Genomic DNA, 23,491 nt, shown 5'->3' with positions numbered 1-23,491 from the left:
AAAAGTGAAGCTTTTTTTTGTCATTTACAAGAAGAAAATTGAAATATTACTGTAACATCCATATTATCTCAGTGACATACAGCTATGCTACAATTGCTCTATCGTTGAAAAAGAGAAATTTATTCAAATTTTAATAAATAATAAAAAAGCTTAACAAAAAAGGATTTTCGGAGGACAACAGATTGAAGAAAAGTGTATTATCGGCTCTAATGGTATGTTCTATTACCTTAACAAGCGTAGCGCTGCCATCCGCAGCATTTGCAGATGAATACGATACAAAGATTCAACAACAAGATCAAAAAATTAATGCGTTAACTAGCCAAATGTCAGATGCAGAAGCAAAAGTTGCCGCGATTGAAAATGATATGGTTGAAACGGCCAAACAAATCGATACATTAACAGCTAAAAAGAACAAGCTATCATCAGAAGTATCTAAATTATATAGTGAAATTTCTGATTTGAATGTCCGTATTCAAAAACGTGAAGTACAAATGACAAAACAAGCACGCGATGTCCAAGTGAATGGTCAAAGTGATTCAATTATTGATGCTGTCTTAGATGCAGATTCAGTAGCAGATGCAATTGGTCGCGTTCAAGCGGTCTCAACAATGATGAGCGCCAACAATGAATTACTAGAACAACAAAAAGAAGACAAAGCGACTGTTGAAAAGAAAACAAAGAATGTTGAAAAACAAATTGCTGAATTAGAAGCAGCAACAAAAGAATTAAATGACAAAACAGAATCATTAAAAACATTGAAGATTCAACAAGAAGTGGCTAAAAATGATTTAGAAGCGCAACGTTCTGAAGAACAAGGGAAAAAAGACGGCTTCATTAAACAGAAAAAAGAAGCGGAAAAACGTTTAGCAGAAGAACAAGCACGCCAACGTGCAGCTGCTAAAAAAGCAGAAGAACAAGCGGCAGCGCAAGCACAAGCCGCAGCACAAAAAGCGGCAGCAGAGCAAGCGCAAGCAACAAAAGCAGCCAATGAGGCAGCAGCATCAGCCGCTGAAGAAAAAGCCGCAACACCAGTAGTAGAATCATCAACAACTACTGAAAGTACCACAACGCAAGAAACAACAACTTCAAGTACTGAAACAGAAAGTGTTGTAACAACACCTGCAGCAGCACCTGAAAAAGAAAAAGAAGTTCCTGTAACTAACCCAACGACTCCTGAAAAAGGTAATGAAGCAAAACCAGGGAATGGTGGCGTGACTTCAGGAAAACAAGCCGCAATTAATGCAGCTTTAGCAGATGTTGGTAATTCTTATGCAACAGGTTGGAATCAACCAGGTGAATGTTTAGTATCTGTTCGTCGCTGGTTAGCGGCAGGCGGTATTAACTTCGGTTATGGTGGTCCAAACAGTGGCTATGTTGCTTCTGGCGCAACACAAGTTAGCTGGAGTAACGTGCAACCAGGCGATGTTGTTCAATATGAAAGTGCCTATAGTCCAGATAGCTGGATTGGTGGCGTGCATACTGTCTTAGTTACAGGTGTAAGTGGTGGAAGTGTCCAAATCGTTGAAGCAAACAACCCAGGAGGATCTGGTTATGTTTCTTCTAACTCTAACTGGTCACCAGCACCACCAGCTGGATTCCGCGCTGTTGTATGGCGTTTTCCAGGCTAAATAGTCATCTATTAATAATTGATAACAAGGAGTGGTAACTAACAAAAATCGTTAGTTGCCGCTTTTTTTATTCATTTAATTTTAAATATATGCATAAAATGTATCTGAAAATATTGTAATCTGGCCGTTTTTTTGCAATTATAGAGGTATATACATATTAGGAGCGGAGGAATCAGCATGAGCGGAACGCACGATACAAAACAAGCAATCGCTTCAGCTTTAATAGAATTATGTGAACAAAAGGATTTTCGTAAAATAAGTGTCCAAGATATTACCAAAAAAGTGGGCTTGAATCGTCAAACATTTTATTATCACTTTACAGATAAATATGATTTATTACGTTGGATTTATCGTCACGATGCATTGATTTACTTAGAAACAGATATTTGTTTGGAAAACTGGGAGGAACAAGCCCTGAAGTTATTAAAAGCGATTAAAGAGAAGAGCCATTTCTACTATACAACGGTGACCTCAGATTCAGAAGTTCTTCTTAATGTTTTTTCCGCTTCGACCAATCGCTTATTTATTTCATTATTTGAACAAGTCGATGTTGAGAACCATTTAACAGATAAAGACAAACAATTTTATGCGAATTTCTTTTCCTATGGATGTAGCGGCGTCTTAACGAAATGGATTCTTGAGGAATATCCTCAGACTCCTTTGGAAATGGCGACGCAATTATTCCGTTTAGCGAAAGATACAGAATTTATGGCTTATCATTTGTATGAACAAGAAGCCAATGAGTAATGTGTGAAGGATAAAAAGTTTTATGAAGGAGTGAAACGTTGTGGTAACTGTGTTATTTGTTTGTTTAGGCAATATTTGTCGCTCGCCAATGGCAGAAGCGATTTTTCGTCAGAAAGTCCAACAAGCCGGTTTAGAATCGACTATTCAAGTATTTTCAGCAGCTACTAGTCACTGGGAAGTTGGCAGCCAGCCACATAAGGGAACCAGAAAAATTTTGGAGCAACAAGGAATTTCCTATCAAGGAATGCGGGCAACACAAATCCAGCCAAGTGATTTTAAAAAATATGATTATATCATTGGGATGGATGCGAATAATGTGGCAGATTTAAAAGCATTAGCTCCTCAAGAAGAGCAACGGAGGATTCATTTATTTATGGAAGTTGTGGCTGGTAAAGAAACCATGGACGTACCTGATCCTTATTATACTGGTGATTTTGAGGAAACTTACCGCTTAGTGGAAGCAGGTACCTCAGAATGGTTGAAAAAAATAAAAGCACAGCTGAAAGATTAGGACTATAGTCCGATAGTACTTTCTGTTTCCCCTTGGTACAATAGTGTTAACAAATTGTTCAGGGAAAAAGAGACAGGAGGGAAGTAAGATGAACAGTAGTTATTTATCCTATGTTTTTGAATTGAGTTTGTATTATTTATTGTTGATAATGAGTCTGCCGCTAGTGTATGCTGTCACGTATCATTTATCTTTTAGTAGTATGTATACAAGTGAATGGTTAATGATCTCTGTTTTCTTATCTCCGTTAGTTTTATTATTTGCAGGTATTCGTTATGGTTTTGCTCGTTTGAAACAGCAAGAACGTCAAGCGATGAAATAAAGCAAAAAATCCTTGAAAAGTGTCAAAACTTTTCAAGGATTTTTTTATTAAGCCACCCAATCGGCTAAGGTTTTTTGCTCCAATTGGAAAGCCTTTAACATATCGTCGTTGGCGTCTTTAATAGGCGTCGTTGCTGCTAATGTTCCTTGAACAGCAATTCGCGTCGTTGCTTGTAAATCGCCACAGGTAATTAAGGTAATCATATTTTGACCAGGAACGTCATCAATTAACTCAACACGGGTTGGTTCGATTTTTTCTACAGAAGTTATTTTGTATGTATAAACAGTAGATAAATCAGTGATATAAATGAGTTCGTCTTTTTTGGTTCTTTCTAAAGGTGAAAATAAGGAAACGCCATCTTCCGTTCGATGACTAGCCAAGGCATAATTGTTTTTCCCCATGACTTGATCTTCTTTCATGGTCCCGGCACCAGTTAATAAAGCGACATTTGACAATCCTTTAAAAATGGGCAAATTAATTTCGACACTTGGTATCGCAATGGCACCAATCACAGGTAAGTTTTTGTTTTCAAATTGGGCTTTCATCACCGCTTCTGTGCTCAAGGACTCAACTGAATCAAAGTCAAACGTTGTTTCACGAGCCATATTTTTCTTCACATCGGCTGGTTTCAACTTGCTAACGGCGTACGAGCGGCTATTTTGTTGAACCACCCAACTGCGTATCTGATTGTTAAAAATTAAGGCCAAGCCAATGATAAATAGTAAAACTAATAAGCTGTTGATTAACCAATTTTTTCCTCTTTTTTTCTCTTTTGGGCGCATATTCTCCCTCCTTTTAATGTATCAAGTTTACCACAATTTATTTGAAAAACCTATTTATTTTCTTTGGGGAATAGGTAAGCTGGCCGGACCTTGATTTAATAAAAAACAACTGAATCGATTGATTTTTCAAAAAAATCCTCATTTTGTAATGGAATTTTAAAGTAAAAGAAACAAGCTTTTCTTTTGAAAATATTGTAAAATGGTAAGGAGGCTAGTAGAGGGGAGATGGGAATTTGCTTGATTTAATTTATGTACATATAGATGTAACCAGCAACGCGGTTTTATCTAAAGGAATTACCCATTCCGATTTTGTTCGTTCAATTGTGCATCATCCACAGAACTTACTATTATTAGATCCTTCTGCCGAAGCTGGCGAATACGATATGCATTCAGGCTTGAAAATTATTCGCGGAGAAGAAAGCGTCAATCGCTATTTTCAATCGCTACAACGTCGTTGGATGACTGAAGAAATTAAATGGATTGACTTTTCCGATGTGACGATGCTAAAAGAGCTAACGCCATTAGAAATTTCGGAACTTCTTTATTTTGGACACATGAAGAATAGTTTGCATTCGCCTTTCTTTTATAAGCTACAAAATGATTTTGTCTTTTTTGAATTTGCAGATCAGATGACGCGTGTCTATTATCGTTATATTGATGAATTTTATCGAATCTTTGCTGATAAAATTACACGTGTTGTTTTAGAGAAAGTCAACCAGAAAAAGGCCTTCTTTAAACGAAATACGCCTGTCGAAAAATTAAGTCCTGAATTACTTAAAAATATGAAAGGTATCTTGCAAGAAGGTGTTATTTTTTGCTTCCAACAAACGGAAGTGGATAAAGAAGAATATCGGATTCCTATTTACTTGGTGGAAGATTCACTTAGCAAGATGAAAAATACCTCTTACCAAAAAGAAGAAATTTTGGCAACGCTTGTCTATAATAGTGAAAAACGCATTTGGCACATTGAACAAGAGAATGATTTCGGTGAAATTTTTATGTTGGCCCATGAAGGCTGAGAGAGCTCTAACTTTATCAACTAAAGTAGGGCTTTTTTTTGTAGCTATGATTTGGATGAGAAATCAAGTATAATAAAATGATAAAAAGGAAAGAAGGTTGTTTAATGAAAAAAATACTCTATGGCTCTATGACTGGCTTGGCACTCTTTTTGGTAGCTGGCTGTACATCCAAAACACCCACAGCTGTTTCATCAACAAATGAACAAAAAGAAACAGTAATATCAACTATTGAAACAAGTTCATCCGTACAACAAGAAGCAACGACGACATCAGAGAAGACAAGTGCGGTAGCTGTCTCTTTAGAAAAAGTAACGACAGCATTTGAGAAAAAATATCCAGAAGCTAAAATAACAAGTCTGCAGTTAGATACAGATTTTGGACGTTATTTTTATGAAATAGAAGGCGTGGATCAGCAAAAAGAATATCAAGTTGAAGTGAACGCAGAAACAGGCGAATTCACAAAAGAAAAAGTCGAAACCTTGGATGCCGATGAACAAAATGGCGTTAAAATGCAAGAAGAGGCACTTGATTTAACAAATATCATTTCCAGAGAACAAGCCACAACCTTGGCTGAAAAAGAAGCGAAAGTCGGCCAGGCAACAGATTGGAAGTTAGAGAAAGAATTAGGAATCACCTATTGGGAAGTGAAAGTGAAAGAGGGCCAACAAAAAATAGAGGTAAAAATCGATGCTCATTCTGGTAAAATTTTGACAACTGAGCGGGACGATTAATGGATAAAAAGTAGCTGGCATGCGTTTGAGTAGGAGTTGATTCCCTTAAATGCTGATCAGCTATTTTTTTGCTTGTTCGACAAACGTGTTTTTCTAAAGTCCCTATGGTAAAATAACGATGTATTAGTGGTTGAGAGCGTCAGAACATAGGAGGAAATTTGTTTGGCTAGAAAAATGGATTTACGTATTTGGGTAGAAGGAACAGTCGTCGCAGCAATGGCAATGGCCCTCTCTTTTTTACCGATTGAATTTGCCAATAGTGGCTTGGACCTATCGTTGGGAATGGTCCCATTAGTTCTTTATTCGTTTCGTCGTGGGTTGCTTCCTGGAGTTGCAGCAGGCTTTGTTTGGGGCATGTTAAATATTATTCTCGGTACAGCCATGAAAAATTTCTTGTCCGTTCCGCAGATTATTTTTGAATATCCCTTTGCTTTTGCGTTTGGAGGAATGGGTGGCGTATTCGCTAGAAAAATTCAACTGTATTTTCAAGCGAATCGTTTAAAATCAGCCATTCGTACGATTATTTTAGGAAGTGTTGTCGCAGTCTTCGCCCGCTGGTTTTGGCATTTTTGGGCGGGTGTATTGGTTTGGGGCATGTATGCACCAGAAGGAATGAGCCCATATCTCTATTCCTTTGTTCTAAACGGTACAAGTACCGTCGTCAATTGTTTATATGTAAGTCTAGTTCTAGGCTTATTGGCAAAAGTAGCACCGCAATTATTTGTTCCTAAGAAATAAGTTGAGTCCTAAGTCAGAAGTTTCATGGGATTTTGACTAAAGTCATAAATAAAAGAAACCACCAACCTGCAATCGCCAGGGTTGGTGGTTTCCATTTATTTTATAAAGACTTCAATATTCTAGTGAATTTGACGTTGGTGACGATTGGCTAACGTGCTGACTTTCATGACAGAAGCAACAGGAATCATGCGCAACTGTTGTTCATCCGTTTGTAAACGAACAACGATATTGTCCGAAATATTTTTTGAGACAATCCAGCCGATCACCGTTTCGAATTTATGCGCTGTAGGGACTTCTTTCAATTGTAAGACCACTAAGGATTTTTGGGCGGCAGCAACTTGGAGCTCTTGTAAAAGCGCACTGCGTTCCTTTTCTTTATTCTTTTGATCTTGAGAATCTTCTAAAAATGCCGAAAAGAAATGTTGGGAAGAGAGCGTAATCAGTTTAGAAATGCTCTTGATGGTAGCTTTATGTTGATCCATTCTTCTGCCTCCTTTACGAATAAAATAGAATAAAACTCAAATGACTAATTACCTGTATTTTACCTAATTTTGTGATAAAATTCAAGAAAATATGTTCGCCTTCAATAATTATGAGAATTTACCAACGTTTCTGTTTTTCGAAAAAGAAAGTAGTATAATGTGTGAGCATATAAGAAATACATAAGATTATCGGATGTAGTCAATAGATAGAAAAGGATGAATAGTATGTCAAAAAAACCATCAGGTTACCAAAAAAAAGTTCTCACGGTGTTGTTGGTATCGTTTGGCTTTGGCGGGTTGTTAGCGCAGTTTTCGCCGATGAAATCAGGTGGGTTTTCAAGTTGGTTTGATGATTCATATGTCAAAGCTAGTGCTGAATCAAGTAAAACAAAAGAACCAGCACCAGTTAAAATTGAGAAAAAAGTCAAACCTTTAAGCTATGGACAACAGGTCAATCAAGAAATTGAAAAGAAGCAATATAATGGACATCTGGATTTGCCGTTAGAATTGCAGACAGATGCTAAATGGAAAGACACCGCATACGGATTTGGCAATGTGGATAAGCCGAATACAATCGAAATTAATGGCTGTGCGATTGTGTCGCTTGCAATGGTTGGTTCATACATGGATCACCAAGAAGTTACCCCGCTAGATGTATTAGCTTGGGCAAAAAATGACTTCTTTATGGAAGGACAAGGGACGGCGTGGTCTATTTTTAGTGCATATGCTGAAATGAAAGGCTATAACTGTCAAGAAATTGGGGATATTGAAACAGTGGCAGCTTTCTTGAAGGAGGGTCATCCAGTCATTATTTCTGTAAAACCGGGCTATTTCACTACAACTGGTCACATTATGGTGATGAGTGGTGTGGATGAAAAAGGCGATTTCTGGATTAATGATCCAAACGATTCAGAAGAAAAGGGCCATTCAAAACGGACATTTACAGCCGAAGAAGTGATGAATGAAGCGTTAAACTTCTGGGCATTTTATTAGGAATAAGAAAAGGTGTGGAACAACAGGCAGTACCCTTTGTTCGCATCTTTTTTAGCAAATAAAAGGAGGCAGGACAATGGAGCGATGTACTTGGGCAACGAATACAACTGAAGAGATGCAAGCCTATCATGATGATGAATGGGGACGTCCAGTTCATGAAGAGCAACAGTTATTTGAGTTATTGACCTTGGAAAGTATGCAAGCAGGCTTAAGCTGGGCGATTATTTTGAATAAACGAGAAACGCTTAGAGCAGCTTATGATGCGTTTGATTATCGGAAAATTGCGCAATATGATGAGAAAAAAATTTTAGCTTTACTAGCAAATCCTGGTGTGATTCGTCATCGTTTAAAAATTCAAGCGACCATTACGAATGCGCAAGTTTTTCAAGAAGTTCAGGCAGAATTTGGCTCCTTTGATCGCTATCTCTGGAACTTTGTTGATCAGCAACCAATCGTTAATCACTGGCAGCACCCAGAAGAGGTTCCAGCCTCCACGGAATTATCGCAACAGATTAGTCGAGCGTTAAAAAAACGAGGATTTAAATTTTTAGGTGCCACGACAGTCTATTCCTTTTTACAGGCGGCGGGATTGGTGAATGATCATTTAGAAACGTGTCAGTATAAATAAGTATAGAAGAATTAAAAAGGAAGGAACTAGCAAAACGAATGGCTAGTTCCTTCCTTTTTTTGCAGTGATTATGGACACTCATTTAACATCGTTGAAACAGTTTTCGCCAACTTTTCTATTAAGAATAGTGCAGGTAGTTGGGACGTCACGTCTGCAATGGAACTTTTCTCGGTTGTTATATAGTAGGGGATTGTGACTGTTGAAAGTTGAGCAATCGTGCTTTTTTCACTATTTGTAATGGCAATTACATCAATCCCCATTTCGATAAAATAATCAATATTTTGCCGAACTTTTTGTGTTTCACCCGAAACTGATAAGGCGATAACGCCCACTTTTTTAGCCGTTTCTTCGGATAATTTGCTAACGGGATGGGAAAAAAGGTGGGATACAGAAGCAGATAAATTATAGATACTGGAAAAATAAATTTCACCAAATTCAGCTAGGACTTTGGACGTTCCTTCGCCAATAAAAAGAACAAATTCTTTTTTTGCCAGCAATTCCGCAGCTTGAACAATCCGTCCTTCTAATAATTCTTCTGATGAGCGTTGTAAAAAATGAATCAGCATTGTTTCATCTAAAGATTTTGGTTGGGCTGTTTTTTTTCGTTCGCTTAGATAATTCTTCAATTTAAATTTAAAATCTGTATAGCCTTCACACTCGAATTTTTGACAAAAACGCCAGATTGCCGTTTTACTGAAATGAATTTCATCTGCTAATTCTCGAATTGTCATATAAGGAACTTTTTCAATATTGTGGCTAATATACTTGTAAATCTCTAATTCTGTTGGATTTAATTGTGGATCATAGGTTAAAAACAGCATGCTGATCCCTCCTGTCATTTGTGAACGTAATGTCCTTTTTTAGGGACATGGTCTTATTTGTAGATTATAGCACTCAATCAGAAAACTAGCTATAAAAAAAGGCGCTACTTAGCTACAATCAATTAGAGAAACAACTAAAAATTCATGAAACAGAAGAGAGAGTGGGGAAAAATGAGCAATAAAAAATTAATTATCAACGCTGATGATTTTGGTTACACGCCAGCGGTAACGCAAGGAATCATTGAAGCACACAAACGTGGCGTGGTTACTTCAACAACCGCATTACCAACTTCTCCTTATTTTTTAGAGGCCATGGAGAGTGCTCGAATCAGTGCACCGACTTTAGCTATCGGTGTCCATTTAACATTGACATTGAACCAAGCAAAACCTATTTTACCTCGAGAAATGGTTCCTTCCTTAGTAGATGAAGCTGGTTATTTTTGGCATCAATCGATTTTTGAAGAAAAAGTCAATTTAGAAGAGGTTTATAACGAATGGGATGCTCAAATTATTTCATTTATGAAAAGTGGTAGACGCCCTGATCATATTGATTCTCATCATAACGTTCATGGAAAAAATGAAAAGTTATTAGGTGTGGCTTTGGCACTTGCTCGCAAATATCAATTACCTTTACGTAACGCTTCAAGAAGTATTGAAACAAAAGACTATTTAGAGTTATATCAGGATGTTCGCACGCCAGATGAAATGTTGTACCAATTTTATGACAAGGCGATTTCAACTGAAACCATCTTGCAATTGCTTGATATGGTTGTTTGTAGTGAAGGAGAGGTCTTTGAAATCAATTGTCATCCTGCGTTTATCGATACTATTTTACAAAATCAATCAGGGTATTGTATGCCTCGCATTCGTGAAGTGGAAATATTAACGTCCCAAGAAGTCAAAGAAGCGATTGAAGAACGCGGCATCTTGTTAGCCAATTATGAATCGCTAGCAATGTAAATCAAAGAAGCGTGAATAGCGTGTGAGTAAGTTCTTAATCCGAGCGCTTACTTACACGCTAAATTATTGAAAGAAAGAGGACGTACATGAGTAAAGAACAACCAATAAATCTGAATATCAGCGATTTTTTAAAAGTTTTCGCTGTAGCATCAGTTATTTTACAAACGGTTTTATCATATGTGTTGACACATTCTCCGCAAACGGAAGCAATGAATTCAATCGGTAGTTTTTACCGAATGTCTAAATATTCGGCACCCATGTTTATTTTTGCAATTATTTACAACATGGTGTTAAAGAGTCAAGCTGAATCGTATCTTGAATTTTTAAAGGAAAAATTTTATGAATTGGTGCTTCCTTATGTGGTCTGGTCCAGTCTCTATCTATACGCTTTTCCTAGTTTACAACAACGAATGCCCTATGAAACGCCCCTAGGATTTCTAGGAAAAGTTCTCAGTGGTGATGGCGCGGCACATCTATGGTATGCCGTAATGATGTTGCAATTCCAATTATTTATGCCGTATTTTATTTGGTTGGCAACCAGAATTACAAAAAACAAAAAAGTGATTTTACCAATTGTCTTTTTTACAATCGGTGCGCATATCCTTTGGTGCTTCTGGTACCAGAAAATGATTTTTCCATATGCAGAAACTTCTCTTTGGTACTTAATAGATCGTTCAGGGCTTAGTTATCTCATTTATGGTATTTTCGGGGTCATCGCAGCGAAGTATCAGGGGGGAATTTTTACTTTCTTGAAAAAGACGAGAGTGGTGCTATTTCTGTTGTTTCTTTTTATTTTTTGGCAGGCAGTCCAAGGGAATTTATTTGATGGAACACAGATGACACCGAACGATCTACCTTATTTGGATCCTCTTCAAAGTGCCTATAGTTTACTGATTATCGGGTTGGTTTTTTATTTGGGAACACAAGGAATAGCCAAAAAGATTCGTCTTTTACCAATGGTTAAATGGATAGCCACTTATGCGTATCGTAGTTATTTAGCGAATGTTTTTGTTTTTCAATTGGTCTTGAAACTGGTCCATCCGTTTTTAACCAATCAACCAGTCAGCTTGGTTATTCTTGTGTTGTATATGGGTACATTTGTTGGCTCGTTTGGGTTAACGGTTGTAATCGAGCATTTTTTCAAAAGCATATTTAAGTTGGGACGCCTTGTATCTGTATAGGGACATGTTCTTAAATAGAAATCATCGTCCAAAATCATGGGAAAGCATACTCAATTGTTACAAGAATTGTTACACTCTTTGAGGAATAAGTTCTGCTTATCCAATTAAATAGTAAGCTCAGTAAATAGTTAGGGGAGAAAGAATAAATGATAGGTCTTATTTTAACGGGACATGGGGTATTTTCAACTGGAATGCATCAATCAGTTAGTATGATTGCAGGAGAACAACCAAATATTCAGGCGGTCCCTTTTTTCAATGATACAGGGCTTGATGTATTAGAGTCAAACATCCGTAAAGCCGTTGACTCTATGCTGGAGACGTGTCCAGCAGTGGTCATTTTAACTGACCTTTTAGGTGGCACACCATTTAGAATTTCAATGACTGTCGCAAGTAATTATCCAAATGTCGAAGTGTTAGCAGGAACAAATTTACCGATGGTTCTTGAAGGGCTTGCCTTACGCACAATCAGCACGAACGTAGAAGATTTTGTTTCAATGGTCACAGATTCAGCCAGAGATGGGATTGTTCATAAAAAACTAGAACAACCACAAGCAAATACTCAAGAAGAAGCAGACGGAATCTAACCAATTAGAAAAGAGGAGGAAGCACTATGCCGAATATTTTATTAACAAGAATTGATAATCGCTTGATTCATGGTCAAGTCGCAACACAATGGAACGGTTCTTTAGGCGCCAACTTAATTTTAGTCGCAAATGATGCAATTTCTGAGGATACAATGCGCCAACAATTGTTAAACATGGCGGCCCCTGCAGAAGTACAAACCCGTTTTTTTTCCATTAAGAAAACGATTGAGGTCATTCATAAAGCCTCAGAAAGACAAAAGATTTTTCTGTTAGTTGATAATCCTGTTGATGCATTGCGCTTGGTAGAAGGTGGTGTGCCAATTGAAAAATTAAACATTGGTAATATGCATATGGAAGAAGGCAAAAAACAAGTAGCTACCGCTGTTGCCGTTAATAAAACAGATGTAGACGCCTTTAAAAAGCTACAAGAATTAGGTGTTAAACTTTCGATTCAACGTGTACCGTCAACGCCAGAAGAAAGTTTAGATGCATTATTTTCATAAAAAAGTAATGTTGGACAATAATTTTGAAGAGAAGAAGTGGGAAGAATGATTATTCAAAGTAAAAACGTATGGATTAACGAACAATTTCAACCAGCTCAAGTTGAAGTGTCAGAACAACGAATTGTTGCAATTCTACCGTACAATGAAAAAGCTGTCGACAAAGAATACGGAGCAAAGCGCATTCTTCCAGGATTTATTGATATTCATGATCATGGTTGGCATGGTGGGGATGCCAATCATGCCAATCATGAATTTATCAAAGAGTGGCAAGCTTACCTTCCAGAAGAAGGGATTACAGCTTTTTTACCAACAACGTCAACAACATTTCCAAAAGACTTGGAACATTCATTTGAAGTGATTGGTTCATTTATTGAGGAAGACCAAGGAACCAACGGAGCACAAATCTTAGGGATTCATGCGGAAGGACCAATGATTTCTGAAGAATTTCGTGGCTCTCATAATCCAGAGTTATTAGTAAAACCATCCGTTGAGACATTTAAAAAATGGCAAGAGTTAGCAAAAGGGCACATAAAATTAATGACGTTGGCACCAGAAAATGATGTAGAGAATGACTTGACTACATATTGTCATGAACATGATGTAGTCATTTCAATTGGCCATACGGCTGCAACCTATGAACAAGCAATGGCAGCTGTCGAAGCAGGTGCAAAAAGTTTTACCCATACGTTTAATGGAATGGAAGATATCAGTCACCGGAAACCAACCGCAGTAGTTGCTGCTTTGGATAGTGAGGAAACGTTTGCTGAAATTATTGCTGATGGGGTACATGTTGATTATTCATTAGTACGTGTGTTAGCCAAACTAAAAGGCAAGGACTATTTAATTGCTGTGACAGATTCTATCTGGGCCAAAGGGTGTCAACCAGGCGTTTATCCAAAACCAGAAAAAGGGATTGAAATGGTTATTGATGAACAAAATGTGGTCCGTTTAGCGAATGGCAAGTTAGCTGGAAGTACGAACCATTTAAATAATATGGTTCGCAACCTTGTTGAAAAAGCATTACTTCCAGAAGTGATTGCTATTAATTCAGTCACGAAAAATCCAGCTCGTTTGTTGAATGTGAACGAATCTATGGGAGAAATCAAACTAGGGCTTTTAGGTAATTTTACAATTATTGATGAGAAATACGAAGTACTAGAAACCTTAGTAAATGGTGAAACAGTTTATAAAAAGTAGACGAAGTCTAATAGGAGGAAAAAAATGTTAGTACAGGCAATTTTGGTAGGAATTTGGGCTGGGATAGCAGGGGTTGATAAGCTTGTCTTACAGACACATATTCATCGTCCGATTGTTACAGGGCTGATTGTTGGTTTAATATTGGGAGATGTCAACACAGGGTTAATCACTGGAGCAACGCTAGAGTTAGTTTGGATTGGTGCAGTAGCAATCGGCGGTGCGCAACCACCCAACGTAGTAATTGGGGGAGTTATTGGAACAGCGTTAGCAATTATCACAAAATCTGATCCACAAGTGACCGTAGGGTTGGCTGTTCCTTTCGCAGTTGCAGCGCAAGCGTTAATTACCTTGTTATATACAGCGATGTCACCAATTATGCATAAATTTGATGCTTATGCAAAAAAAGCAGATACAAGAGGCATCGAAAGATTGTCTAGTTTTGTCCCAATCGTTTTATTCATTTGTTATTTTTTTGTAGTGTTTTTATGTATTTTCTTTGGTGCTGATAAAGCATCTAGTTTCATTTCTATTCTACCCGAATGGAGTATTCATGGCTTGAGCGTTGCAGGTGGGATGATGCCAGCAGTAGGTTTTGCCATGTTATTAAAAACGATGTGGGAAACATCCTACGTACCGTTCTTTATTTTTGGGTTTGTTATGGCTGCCTATTTAGGGTTAGATACATTAGCGGTTGCAGGTTTAGCTGTCGCAATTGCTTTATATGAATTTTACGCACAAAGAAATAATACAGTCACTGCATCAAATAATAATGGAGGGTTTGAAGAAGATGGCATCTGAAGAAACATATAATGATACGATATCCGAAAAAGTAATAACAAAAAAAGAGTTAAAAAAAATAATGTTCCGTTCGTATCTGCTACAATCTTCATTTAATTATGAAAGAATGCAAGCAGGCGGCTGGACCTACTCATTAATTCCAGGATTGAAAAAGATTCATCGTGATAAAGAAGACTTAGCTCTTTCTTTGGAAAATCATTTACAATTTATGAACACGAATCCACAATTAGTGACGTTCATGCATGGTGTGATTATTGCAATGGAAGAGTCAAAAGAATCACCAAAATCCATTCAAGCGATTAAAACAGCGTTGATGGGCCCGTTAGGCGGAATTGGGGATGCGCTATTTTATTTAACCGTTTTACCGATTGCAGCAGCGATTGGTTCACAATTATCATTAGAAGGCAATATCTTAGGACCAATTGTTTTCTTGTTGTTATTTAATATTCCGTATATGGCTGCCAAAATTGGGTTAATTAATCTAGGTTATAAAATGGGCGTCAAAGCAATTTCAGTTTTAAGCGAAAGTACTAAAAAATTATCTCGTTCAGCAACAATTGTAGGAATTTCCGTGGTGGGCGCGTTGATTCCGAAGAGTGTACAATTAACGACAACTTTTGTTTTTCGCTTGAAAGATACTAAGTTAGACCTTCAAACACAATTGTTTGATACAATCATGCCCAATTTATTACCGTTAGTGTTTACGCTGTTTTGTTTTATTATGTTGAAAAAAGGACGCACGCCGATTGCTTTAATTATTTTTACTGTGATTTTTGGGTTGTTAGGTTCTTTAATCGGGATTATATAAAAAAGATTTGGAACAATAGCCAAAATCGCTATTGTTCCAAATCTTTTTCTAAATTTAATCGAGTGATTATTCTTTATACGCCCACTTGAAGTCGTATTTAGCACCTGTTGGATGATAAATAATTTCTTTCACGTTTGGTGCACGTAAGTGTGATTCTGCTTTTTGGTAAATTGGCACAACACCCATATCAGCAATTACTGTTTTTTCAGCGTTGATTAGATCTTCCCAGCGTTTTTCAGGATCGTTAACATCTGTGGTTTTGGACGCAGCAATGAATTTATCGTATTCAGGATTGCTGTAACGTCCACGGTTATTAGAAGTTGAGCTTTCTAATAAATCTAAGAAGTTAATTGGGTCTGAATAGTCGGCACTCCAACCACGAACAGCGATTTGGAAATCCCCTTTTAAGGTACGATCTAAGCGAACAGCCATAGGGACAGGTGTCACAGTTACTTTTAAGCCTTCCAAAGTATCAGATAGTGATCCTTGAAGATATTCGCCCATTTTTTTAGCGCCTTCAGAGTCGTCTACCATTAAATCAACCGTTAAGTTGGAAACACCAAGTTCTTGTTTCGCTTTGTTCCAGTATTCCACAGCTTTTTTCTTGTCGTATTTGACTAATTTGTCGCTACCAGCTTCTTTAACAAAGTCTTCACCCGTTTTTGGTGATTTCGCGACATCCACAGGGACGAAGCCTTGTGAAGGAAGAGAGCCATTGGCTAAAATGTTTTTAGCTAATGAATCGCGATCGATGGCATAAGACATAGCACGACGTAAGTTTGCGTTGGTCAATGGTGATTTTTCATCTGCTTGATTCATTTCTAAATAGAAAGAAGAAGCGGCTTTTAATTGGACCAAGTCAGGCGAGTTTTGCATTTGTTGGGCCAGTTCGCCAGATAAATACGTATCATCCACTTCGCCAGTTTCATAAAGATTTAAGGCAGTTGGGGCTTCTTTCACCACGTTGATAGCGACTTTATCTAACTTGACAGTCTCTTTGTCCCAATATTCTTCATTTTTAGTTAGAGACCATTTAGTATCTGTTCCGGGACCATCAAACTCAGTTAGCGTAAACGGACCATTGTAGACTGCTTTATCGCTACTCTTTGTATAATCTTTACCAAAACGTTCAACGATATCTTGACGTTGCGGCAAGAAAGAAGGGAAAGCCAATAAATCGTCAAAATATGGTGTTGCTGTTTCTAAGGTGATTTCTAATTCATGATCATTGATTGCTTTAATGCCCAATTCTTCTTTAGGTAGTTCCCCTTTAGAAATTTTTTCAGCATTTTTTACTGGTTCAAACATGTAGGCATATTCTGAAGCAGTGGCAGGATCCACTGTTCGTTGCCAACCATAAACGTAATCTGCAGCAGTAACTGGTTTGCCATCAGACCATTTTGATTCTTCACGTAATTTAACTTTGTAAACTAAACCGTCTTCTGAAACAGTCGCTTTTTCGGCTGCACCAGCAGGCGCGGGTTTGTTGTCTTTATCTAAACGATAGATTCCTTCGTAGACATTATTTAAAGTGGTAAAACTCACTTCATCTGTCGCAAGGGACGGATCGGCACTAGGCATTTCTTGGGATTCAACCATTGTGTATACTTGGTTGTCGCTGCCGCCGTTGCTAGCTCCTTTATCGTCACTGCCACCGCCGCAGGCCGCTAAAGCTAAGCTTGATAATACAAGTAATGAAGTAAATAAAACAGATTTCTTCATTTGACACGCTCCTTTTCATTTTTAGCAATACTCTCAGTATAATGTAAAAATGAAAAGGAGAAATTAAAAAATCGTTAGAAATGATTATTCTTTTATCAATTTTTAAAAAATGTCTAATCTTTTTTATGAAAAAAGTGGACAAACGTTGATAAGTAAAGATTTGAGGTGATTTCCATGCAGAAAACATTCGATTTTTGAGTATTTATTCATCATTGATTTGATTTTTTTGACATAAAATAAACATCCCTTTTACAAAAAACAAATGAGAAGAAAAAAAGATTGTTACAAAAGCAAATAAGTGCTTTTGTAACAATCTTTTTAATCTTTTAATCGTTGGATGTCAATGACAGTTCCTGTGTAGGCATCTGCAGTGAATTCGTATTGAACAATGCCGTCGTCTTCAATGCGGCAAATTCCTCCAGTATACGTTTTGGAGTGGATGGCGAATTTCCGCAAGGGCTTTTTCTCAAACTCAATCCACGAACCTTCAATCGGTCCTTCTTTTAAAAAAGCAGCTTTTACATTTTCTAAGACGAGATCAGCGGAGATTGTTTTTTTCTTATGGTAGAACAAGGTTGAGGCAATGCCGCCTACTAAACCAAGACCAACGCCTAGCGCTAAGCCGCCTTTAAAGTATGTCAACTCATTTTCTTCGTTCATTTGTATGACCTCCCTTGGTCGGTTTCTGCTTACTATTACTTTTGTCAGTATCACTCTTATTTTACCATAGAGAAGGGGCCGCTGAGAAATAAAAAAAGTTTTTCAATCATTCTTTTAGGGCATTCTCATTGTCACGTTTAAAAAGAGAAAGCGATGTGCATTTTCTAGTATTTGCGTTATAATAAGAGTGAAATCATATGAAAGGAGTACCTATTTTTATCGACAGGATAAAGTGACTTTTTAGAGAAAAAGTGACGCTTGGTTGGCGTAATTTCCAACAAATCAAAAGCAATAGGACATACATCTATGGAAGAAAAAACATTTCAACGAATCAAGGAATTAACTGAATTACAAGGAACCAGCGGATTTGAAGACGACATTCGCGCGTACATGAAAGAACATATCACCCCATTAGTGGACGATGTCCAATATGATGGTTTAGGTGGTATTTTTGGGATTAAACGTTCAAAAGTGGAAGCAGCGCCACGCGTAATGGTAGCAGCTCACATGGACGAAGTTGGCTTCATGTTAACTCAAATTAACGATAATGGTTTATTCCAAGTGGTTCCTTTAGGTGGCTGGAATCCCTATGTTGTTTCAGCACAACGTTTTACGTTAAAAACAAGTAAAGGGAACTATCCATGTATTTCTTCATCTATTCCGCCACACTTGTTGCGTGGTACGAGTGGTCAAAAACAATTAGAAGTCTCTGATGTGTTATTTGATGCAGGATTCTCTTCAAAAGAAGAAGCTGAAAGCTTTGGCGTTCGTCCAGGGGATTCCATTGTTCCACAAACAGAAACGATTAAAACAGCTAATGGCAAAAATATTATCAGTAAATCATGGGATAACCGCTATGGTTGTACGTTGGTATTAGATGCATTGGAAACGTTACAAAATGAAGAATTAGGCCACACATTAATTGCTGGAGCAAACGTACAAGAAGAAGTTGGTTTACGTGGTTCTAAACCATCTGTTCATAAATTTAATCCAGATATCTTCTTTGCGGTGGATTGTTCAGCGGCAGATGATATTCACACGAAAAAAGGGACATATGGTCATTTAGGTGAAGGAACGTTATTACGGATTTTCGACCCAGGTTTGATCACATTGCCTCGCTTACGTGAATATTTATTGGATACAGCAGCGACACACAATATTCCGTATCAATATTTTGTTTCTAAAGGCGGAACGGATGCTGGGGCAGCGCACACAACTAATAATGGTGTACCAAGTACAGTCATCGGCGTTTGTGGTCGTTACATCCATACGCATCAAACAATGTTTAGTATTGCGGATTATGAAGCAGCGCGGGAAATGTTGTTACAAGCATTACGTGGCTTGGATAAATCAACAGTTAATACAATTGTTTACGGAAAGTAGAGGATGTTTAAATGATTTATCCCAATTCATTAGAAGAACTAGCAACTTATGTTGAAAAAGGTAAAAATGTTTTCTTCTTTACGGCTGATTGGTGCGGAGACTGTCGTTTCATTAAACCAGTCATGCCTGAAATTGAAGAAGCATTTCCAGCGTTTCAATTTATCGAAGTCGACCGTGATCAGTTTATTGACGTGGCTGCCGAGTGGAATATTTTTGGTATTCCGAGTTTTGTCGTAATTGAAAACGGTCAAGAGTTAGGACGCTTAGTAAACAAAGACCGAAAAACAAAAGAAGAAATCAGTGCATTTTTAACTAGCTTAGGCTAATTTTCATGAACCAGAGGAACCATTAAATTAAGAGAGAATCAGCTGGACAAAAGGGCGTTCTGCGCAAGGGTCCTAAATTCATTTTTGACTCTAGATTCTTAGTCAAAGAAGCCTTTTAGATCAGCCTCCATCGGGAAGGTGACGAAAATGGAAGAACAAATGTATAAAAATATTCTTGTCGGCGTAGACGGTAGTGATCAAGCCAATTTAGCTTATGAACGTGCAATTGAGGTTGCTCGTCGAAACGGAAGCCGAGTCATTGTTGCAAATATTTTAGAAAATCAAGTGTATACAATGATGGGGTATTCGACGTTAAATGATCAATTAATTGATCAAGAAACAGCCGCTGCGGAAGAATTAATGGCCGATTGTAAAAAGTATGCTGAAAGCGTTGATTTTCATAATGTTGAAACAGTTACCATGTTTGGTTCACCCAAAGAAGTCATGAGTCATGAATTACCTGAAAAATACAATGTTGATTTAATTATGGTGGGACAATCAGGATTAAACGCAGTCGAACGTGTGGTCATGGGAAGCGTCAGTAGCTACATTATTCGTCAAGCCCCTTGCGATGTCTTAATTGTTCACTCTGAAGAAAAATAAGCAAAAAAAGTTATTGATTGAATAGAGAGTTGACCCTACGTTTCTTTTGTTTTTTCAAAGGATCAGCGGCTTGTCACTCAAAATTGAGGACTTGGAGAATAAGTCGTAGCGACATATTTTCCAAGTCTTTTAGTTTTTCGACAAAAAAGTATGCACAAGGGGTCAATTTTTGATAAGATAAGACAGGAAAACGACAGAGGAGGAACAGAAATGATTTTTGCATATAACAAAGAACACGTTGGCGATGTCTTACTTGTCATCGTTGCGGACGATCAAGGTGCGGAAAACCAAGTAAAACGTGTCGGCGATGTGGCACGTGTAAGTTTAGTTGAGGCGCCAGAAACAGTGGTAGCTTGGAATATTTTCAATGCTTCAGCGCTTCTAGGTGACATTAATGGCACCGGCCAAGTGACTTTAACAGACGAACAAATCGAAAAAGTCAATACAGCGATTAAAGATGCGGGATTTTCAGAAATCCTTGAAAAAGACGACACCCCTAAAATTGTGGTTGGCTTTGTCAAATCATGTAAAAAACACCCAGATTCAGATCATTTATCTATCACACAAACAGAAGTAGACAACGGCGAAATCTTACAAATTGTTTGTGGCGCACCGAACATCAAAGCAGGACAAAAAGTAGTTGTGGCCAAACCAGGCGCAATGATGCCTGATGGTTTAATGATTTGGCCAGGGGTTTTACGTGGGGAAGAAAGTTTTGGAATGATTTGTTCAGCAAAAGAATTACGTTTACCAAATGCACCTGCTAAAAAAGGAATCTTAGAATTGCCTTTTGATGCAGAAGTTGGTTCTGCATTTGCGGTAGGAGAATAAAAGAAAGAAACGACCTGTTGTTTGAACAACAGGTCGTTTCTTTCTTTTATTGATTGCTGCGATTATTTTGTTGTGTTAAAGCTGATTTATCAATGGTTAAATCGATGGTTGCTTTCATTTCTTTAGAACCACGATAATAAGTCACTTCCATTTTGTCGCCAACTTTTTTCTTGTAAAGCGCGCTTTGTAAATCTGTAGTAGAGCTTACGTCTTGGCCGTCAACTTTCGTGATAACATCGTATTTTTCCAATCCAGCCTTTTCAGCAGGGGTCGCTGCTTCAACGCCACGAACCACTACGCCAGTTTTTACAGAAGCTGGAATTTTTAAAATTTGTTCTTGTTGTTGTGAAGAGATACCTGTTAAATCAGACATCGTAATCCCGAGAGCTGGCCGCGTCACTTTACCATCTTTTTCTAATTGGTTGATAATGTTGACTACGTCATTACTTGGAATGGCAAAGCCCATCCCTTCAACGCTCACTTGACTAGTTGATTGCACAATTTTTACTGAGTTAATTCCAATGACTTGTCCTTCAATATTGATTAGTGGACCACCGGAGTTTCCTGGATTGATGGCAGCATCGGTTTGAATGGCATTAATATTGATGGTTTCACCAGACTCGTTTTTATTGGTAATATTTCTATTCACAGAAGAGATGATTCCTTGTGTGACAGAGTTAGCATAATCAGAACCTAGAGGGGAACCAATCGCAATAGCAGGCTCACCGACTGTGATTTTACTAGAATTCCCAAACTCAGCGACTTGATCAACTTTGTCGGAAGAAATTTTAATCACGGCTAAATCCGTGTAAGCATCGGTTCCGACTAATTCGCCTTTCACTTTGGTACCATCAGATAAAACAACTTCCAATCCTTGCGCTTTATCTACGACGTGGTTATTTGTCACGACATAAGCCGTTTTACCATCTTTCTTATAAATAACCCCACTACCTTCACTGGCTGCTTCTAAATCGTTACCATTGTTGCCGGAAGAGTCTTGAGTACCTTCATTCCCACCGAACAATCCCCCAAAAGGATCATCTGCCGAAGAATTGTTGCTAGCACTTTGCATATTAATGACAGAAACCACAGAATTTTGAACTTTTTTCACGGCTTTTGTGACATCGCTAGACACATTGTAACTCACATTGCTGACTTTTGTGTCGCCGTGATTAGTGGACGTCGTCGTCGCCGCATTATTTCCGCCGTTGGGTGTGGGAATAATCCCAGAATAAGCGCCTCCTAGAATAAGGGCGCCACCAAGTAAGCCGCCAGCTAAACCAATCCCAAATTTTTGCAATAAACTTTTTTTATCTGAATTAGGTGTAACATCTTTTCGTTGCATAAAATAACCTCCCAATAAGTGCATCTGAATTTTCTATATTAAGTATATCTGTTTCCTACTCCTTTAGTCTATCGAATAGCTTTGAATTTTTTATGAACAACTTAGGGAAAAATTACAGAAAAAATACGAATGAAAAAGTTATACACAGAAAAATGTGAACAAATCGGGAATAACTCTGTGTATAGTTTTTAAGAAAGTTATCCACAGAATGTGGATAATGTGGACAAATCAGTGGCGAATATGTGTTTGTATTGAAAAAGCTGTTAAATAAAGTAATTTTTTAGTTTGTTCTGTGGATAACTCTGTGTATATGTGTATAAGTATGTGGAAACGTTGTGGAAAGTAGCCAAACTTCGTGCTAAAATAAGAAAGAAGAGAAAACGAGAAAGTAGTGGAATAGGTGAAAATTAAACTAGTAACAGTCGGAAAACTGAAAGAAAAATACCTGATTCAAGGCATTAATGAATATCTGAAACGTTTAAATAGCTATGCCAAGATGGAAATCATTGAAGTACCAGATGAAAAAGCCCCAGAAAAACTCAGTGACGCTGAAATGCTTCAAGTCAAAGAAAAAGAAGGCCAACGTATTTTGGGGAAAATTAATGACAACGAATACGTCTTTGTTTTAGCCATTAATGGCAAACAATTATCTAGTGAAGAATTTTCAAAAGAAATTGAACAATTAGGGATTAGTGGCAAAAGTAATCTAACCTTTGTCATTGGTGGCTCCTTAGGTCTCAGTGATTCAGTCCTTCAGCGAAGTAACCAACAAATTTCTTTTGGCCGCTTAACTTATCCACATCAGTTAATGCGTTTGGTATTAGTTGAACAAATTTATCGCGGTTTTCGGATTATGAAAGGGGAACCGTATCATAAATAGGAAATAGGCTGGTTGCTCAGTAAGTTCTATGAATCAAGTCATTGCTTGAAAAATATATGAAGTAAAATATCTTTAGTCTGTTTGTCTGATAGAAAATAAAAAAATTCAATCAAACTGGATTGAGAGAAATGTTACCGTTCAAACAATAAATAAAAATGAGAGGAATGGCAAAAAACAATGGTCATTCCTCTCGTTTTTTCAAAAAAATTGTCCGATTGTTGTGCCTCAGAAACAGGTTCAGCACCCATGATTATTATTTTAAAATGAGAAAAAATTAAGGGATTATCATAAAAATCAATATTTTTAACGAG

The 23,491-nt window shown here is 37.6% G+C and carries 27 protein-coding genes; 21 read left to right on the top strand and 6 right to left on the bottom strand.

Annotation, left to right across the window (positions count from 1 at the left end; all coding sequences use genetic code 11):
* The first annotated feature begins 209 nt into the window (after nucleotides 1-209).
* The 4 genes from IGL56_RS11690 (at nucleotide 210) to IGL56_RS11675 (ending at nucleotide 3,205) form a co-directional block, all read left to right on the top strand.
* Nucleotides 210-1,628 carry a CHAP domain-containing protein gene (locus tag IGL56_RS11690; protein ID WP_002386276.1) on the top strand — a complete coding sequence of 473 codons (1,419 nt, stop codon included), beginning with the start codon at nucleotides 210-212 and terminating at the stop codon, nucleotides 1,626-1,628.
* Nucleotides 1,629-1,805: 177 nt separating this feature from the next.
* Nucleotides 1,806-2,375 (top strand): TetR/AcrR family transcriptional regulator, encoded by a 570-nt coding sequence (locus tag IGL56_RS11685; RefSeq protein WP_002354991.1) that lies wholly within the window; start codon nucleotides 1,806-1,808, stop codon nucleotides 2,373-2,375.
* Nucleotides 2,376-2,415: 40 nt separating this feature from the next.
* Nucleotides 2,416-2,886: a low molecular weight protein-tyrosine-phosphatase gene (locus IGL56_RS11680; protein ID WP_002378799.1), complete on the top strand. Its 471-nt coding sequence runs from the start codon at nucleotides 2,416-2,418 to the stop codon at nucleotides 2,884-2,886.
* 88 nt (nucleotides 2,887-2,974) lie between these two features.
* Nucleotides 2,975-3,205 (top strand): hypothetical protein, encoded by a 231-nt coding sequence (locus IGL56_RS11675; protein WP_002383277.1) that lies wholly within the window; start codon nucleotides 2,975-2,977, stop codon nucleotides 3,203-3,205.
* Nucleotides 3,206-3,252: 47 nt separating this feature from the next.
* Here the strand turns inward: IGL56_RS11675 and IGL56_RS11670 are convergent, their stop codons facing one another.
* Entirely contained in the window at nucleotides 3,253-3,987 is a 735-nt protein-coding gene (locus IGL56_RS11670; protein ID WP_002354994.1) for a class A sortase, read from the bottom strand.
* 233 nt (nucleotides 3,988-4,220) lie between these two features.
* Between IGL56_RS11670 and IGL56_RS11665 the strand changes: the two genes are divergently transcribed.
* The 3 genes from IGL56_RS11665 to thiT all read left to right on the top strand — a co-directional run bounded on the left by IGL56_RS11665 (nucleotide 4,221) and on the right by thiT (nucleotide 6,475).
* The gene (locus tag IGL56_RS11665) at nucleotides 4,221-5,006 is read left to right on the top strand and encodes a hypothetical protein (protein WP_002354996.1); all 786 of its coding nucleotides are present in this window, start codon (nucleotides 4,221-4,223) and stop codon (nucleotides 5,004-5,006) included.
* A gap of 77 nt (nucleotides 5,007-5,083) precedes the next feature.
* Nucleotides 5,084-5,737 (top strand): PepSY domain-containing protein, encoded by a 654-nt coding sequence (locus IGL56_RS11660; RefSeq protein WP_002392676.1) that lies wholly within the window; start codon nucleotides 5,084-5,086, stop codon nucleotides 5,735-5,737.
* Between the two features lie 162 nt (nucleotides 5,738-5,899).
* Nucleotides 5,900-6,475: an energy-coupled thiamine transporter ThiT gene (gene thiT / locus IGL56_RS11655; protein ID WP_002354998.1), complete on the top strand. Its 576-nt coding sequence runs from the start codon at nucleotides 5,900-5,902 to the stop codon at nucleotides 6,473-6,475.
* A 119-nt stretch (nucleotides 6,476-6,594) separates the two neighbouring features.
* Here thiT and IGL56_RS11650 read toward each other — a convergent pair whose 3' ends face one another.
* A complete protein-coding gene (locus IGL56_RS11650) occupies nucleotides 6,595-6,957 on the bottom strand; it encodes a hypothetical protein (protein WP_002354999.1) in 363 nt (120 codons plus the stop codon).
* Between the two features lie 216 nt (nucleotides 6,958-7,173).
* Here IGL56_RS11650 and IGL56_RS11645 point away from each other — a divergent pair, with 216 nt between their 5' ends.
* Nucleotides 7,174-7,950, top strand: coding sequence for a peptidase C39 family protein (locus IGL56_RS11645; RefSeq protein ID WP_002355000.1), 777 nt, complete (start codon nucleotides 7,174-7,176; stop codon nucleotides 7,948-7,950).
* A gap of 76 nt (nucleotides 7,951-8,026) precedes the next feature.
* Nucleotides 8,027-8,578, top strand: a complete 552-nt coding sequence (locus IGL56_RS11640) for a DNA-3-methyladenine glycosylase I (protein ID WP_002370077.1) — start codon at nucleotides 8,027-8,029, stop codon at nucleotides 8,576-8,578.
* Between the two features lie 68 nt (nucleotides 8,579-8,646).
* Here IGL56_RS11640 and IGL56_RS11635 read toward each other — a convergent pair whose 3' ends face one another.
* Complete coding sequence (locus IGL56_RS11635) at nucleotides 8,647-9,399, bottom strand: MurR/RpiR family transcriptional regulator (protein ID WP_002365331.1); 753 nt, start codon at nucleotides 9,397-9,399, stop codon at nucleotides 8,647-8,649.
* Nucleotides 9,400-9,543: 144 nt separating this feature from the next.
* Between IGL56_RS11635 and IGL56_RS11630 the strand changes: the two genes are divergently transcribed.
* The 7 genes from IGL56_RS11630 to IGL56_RS11600 all read left to right on the top strand — a co-directional run bounded on the left by IGL56_RS11630 (nucleotide 9,544) and on the right by IGL56_RS11600 (nucleotide 15,430).
* Nucleotides 9,544-10,359 carry a carbohydrate deacetylase gene (locus tag IGL56_RS11630; protein ID WP_002385244.1) on the top strand — a complete coding sequence of 272 codons (816 nt, stop codon included), beginning with the start codon at nucleotides 9,544-9,546 and terminating at the stop codon, nucleotides 10,357-10,359.
* 86 nt (nucleotides 10,360-10,445) lie between these two features.
* A complete protein-coding gene (locus tag IGL56_RS11625) occupies nucleotides 10,446-11,540 on the top strand; it encodes an acyltransferase family protein (protein WP_002392675.1) in 1,095 nt (364 codons plus the stop codon).
* 146 nt (nucleotides 11,541-11,686) lie between these two features.
* Entirely contained in the window at nucleotides 11,687-12,124 is a 438-nt protein-coding gene (locus tag IGL56_RS11620) for a PTS sugar transporter subunit IIA (protein WP_002355006.1), read from the top strand.
* A gap of 26 nt (nucleotides 12,125-12,150) precedes the next feature.
* The gene (agaV, locus tag IGL56_RS11615; RefSeq protein WP_002355007.1) at nucleotides 12,151-12,627 is read left to right on the top strand and encodes a PTS N-acetylgalactosamine transporter subunit IIB; all 477 of its coding nucleotides are present in this window, start codon (nucleotides 12,151-12,153) and stop codon (nucleotides 12,625-12,627) included.
* A gap of 45 nt (nucleotides 12,628-12,672) precedes the next feature.
* The gene (gene nagA / locus IGL56_RS11610; RefSeq protein ID WP_002403320.1) at nucleotides 12,673-13,824 is read left to right on the top strand and encodes an N-acetylglucosamine-6-phosphate deacetylase; all 1,152 of its coding nucleotides are present in this window, start codon (nucleotides 12,673-12,675) and stop codon (nucleotides 13,822-13,824) included.
* A gap of 24 nt (nucleotides 13,825-13,848) precedes the next feature.
* On the top strand, nucleotides 13,849-14,622 hold the full coding sequence (agaW, locus tag IGL56_RS11605) for a PTS N-acetylgalactosamine transporter subunit IIC (RefSeq protein WP_002355009.1): 774 nt from the start codon (nucleotides 13,849-13,851) through the stop codon (nucleotides 14,620-14,622).
* The gene (locus tag IGL56_RS11600; RefSeq protein WP_002396861.1) at nucleotides 14,594-15,430 is read left to right on the top strand and encodes a PTS system mannose/fructose/sorbose family transporter subunit IID; all 837 of its coding nucleotides are present in this window, start codon (nucleotides 14,594-14,596) and stop codon (nucleotides 15,428-15,430) included. The genes agaW and IGL56_RS11600 overlap by 29 nt, the downstream gene beginning before the upstream one ends.
* Before the next feature lie 66 nt (nucleotides 15,431-15,496).
* On the opposite strand, the gene IGL56_RS11595 is transcribed toward IGL56_RS11600, so the two are convergent.
* Together IGL56_RS11595 and IGL56_RS11590 are read right to left on the bottom strand one after the other, a co-directional pair.
* Nucleotides 15,497-17,152: a peptide ABC transporter substrate-binding protein gene (locus IGL56_RS11595; protein ID WP_002355011.1), complete on the bottom strand. Its 1,656-nt coding sequence runs from the start codon at nucleotides 17,150-17,152 to the stop codon at nucleotides 15,497-15,499.
* A gap of 318 nt (nucleotides 17,153-17,470) precedes the next feature.
* On the bottom strand, nucleotides 17,471-17,812 hold the full coding sequence (locus IGL56_RS11590; RefSeq protein WP_002355012.1) for a PepSY domain-containing protein: 342 nt from the start codon (nucleotides 17,810-17,812) through the stop codon (nucleotides 17,471-17,473).
* A 306-nt stretch (nucleotides 17,813-18,118) separates the two neighbouring features.
* Between IGL56_RS11590 and pepA the strand changes: the two genes are divergently transcribed.
* The 4 genes from pepA to ytpR all read left to right on the top strand — a co-directional run bounded on the left by pepA (nucleotide 18,119) and on the right by ytpR (nucleotide 20,955).
* The gene (gene pepA, locus IGL56_RS11585; protein WP_002355013.1) at nucleotides 18,119-19,195 is read left to right on the top strand and encodes a glutamyl aminopeptidase; all 1,077 of its coding nucleotides are present in this window, start codon (nucleotides 18,119-18,121) and stop codon (nucleotides 19,193-19,195) included.
* Between the two features lie 11 nt (nucleotides 19,196-19,206).
* A complete protein-coding gene (locus IGL56_RS11580; protein ID WP_002355015.1) occupies nucleotides 19,207-19,521 on the top strand; it encodes a thioredoxin family protein in 315 nt (104 codons plus the stop codon).
* 147 nt (nucleotides 19,522-19,668) lie between these two features.
* Complete coding sequence (locus IGL56_RS11575) at nucleotides 19,669-20,124, top strand: universal stress protein (RefSeq protein WP_002385249.1); 456 nt, start codon at nucleotides 19,669-19,671, stop codon at nucleotides 20,122-20,124.
* Between the two features lie 210 nt (nucleotides 20,125-20,334).
* On the top strand, nucleotides 20,335-20,955 hold the full coding sequence (ytpR, locus tag IGL56_RS11570; protein WP_002355018.1) for a YtpR family tRNA-binding protein: 621 nt from the start codon (nucleotides 20,335-20,337) through the stop codon (nucleotides 20,953-20,955).
* A gap of 46 nt (nucleotides 20,956-21,001) precedes the next feature.
* Here the strand turns inward: ytpR and IGL56_RS11565 are convergent, their stop codons facing one another.
* Complete coding sequence (locus IGL56_RS11565; RefSeq protein ID WP_002368406.1) at nucleotides 21,002-22,300, bottom strand: S1C family serine protease; 1,299 nt, start codon at nucleotides 22,298-22,300, stop codon at nucleotides 21,002-21,004.
* 400 nt (nucleotides 22,301-22,700) lie between these two features.
* Between IGL56_RS11565 and rlmH the strand changes: the two genes are divergently transcribed.
* Nucleotides 22,701-23,180 (top strand): 23S rRNA (pseudouridine(1915)-N(3))-methyltransferase RlmH, encoded by a 480-nt coding sequence (rlmH, locus tag IGL56_RS11560; protein WP_002355021.1) that lies wholly within the window; start codon nucleotides 22,701-22,703, stop codon nucleotides 23,178-23,180.
* Nucleotides 23,181-23,491: the final 311 nt, after the last annotated feature.

Origin of the sequence: Enterococcus sp. DIV1316a, from assembly GCF_050536915.1 — a bacterium.
GTDB classification, from domain to species: Bacteria; Bacillota; Bacilli; order Lactobacillales; family Enterococcaceae; genus Enterococcus; species Enterococcus faecalis.
This window is presented reverse-complemented; position numbering and strand designations above follow the sequence as displayed.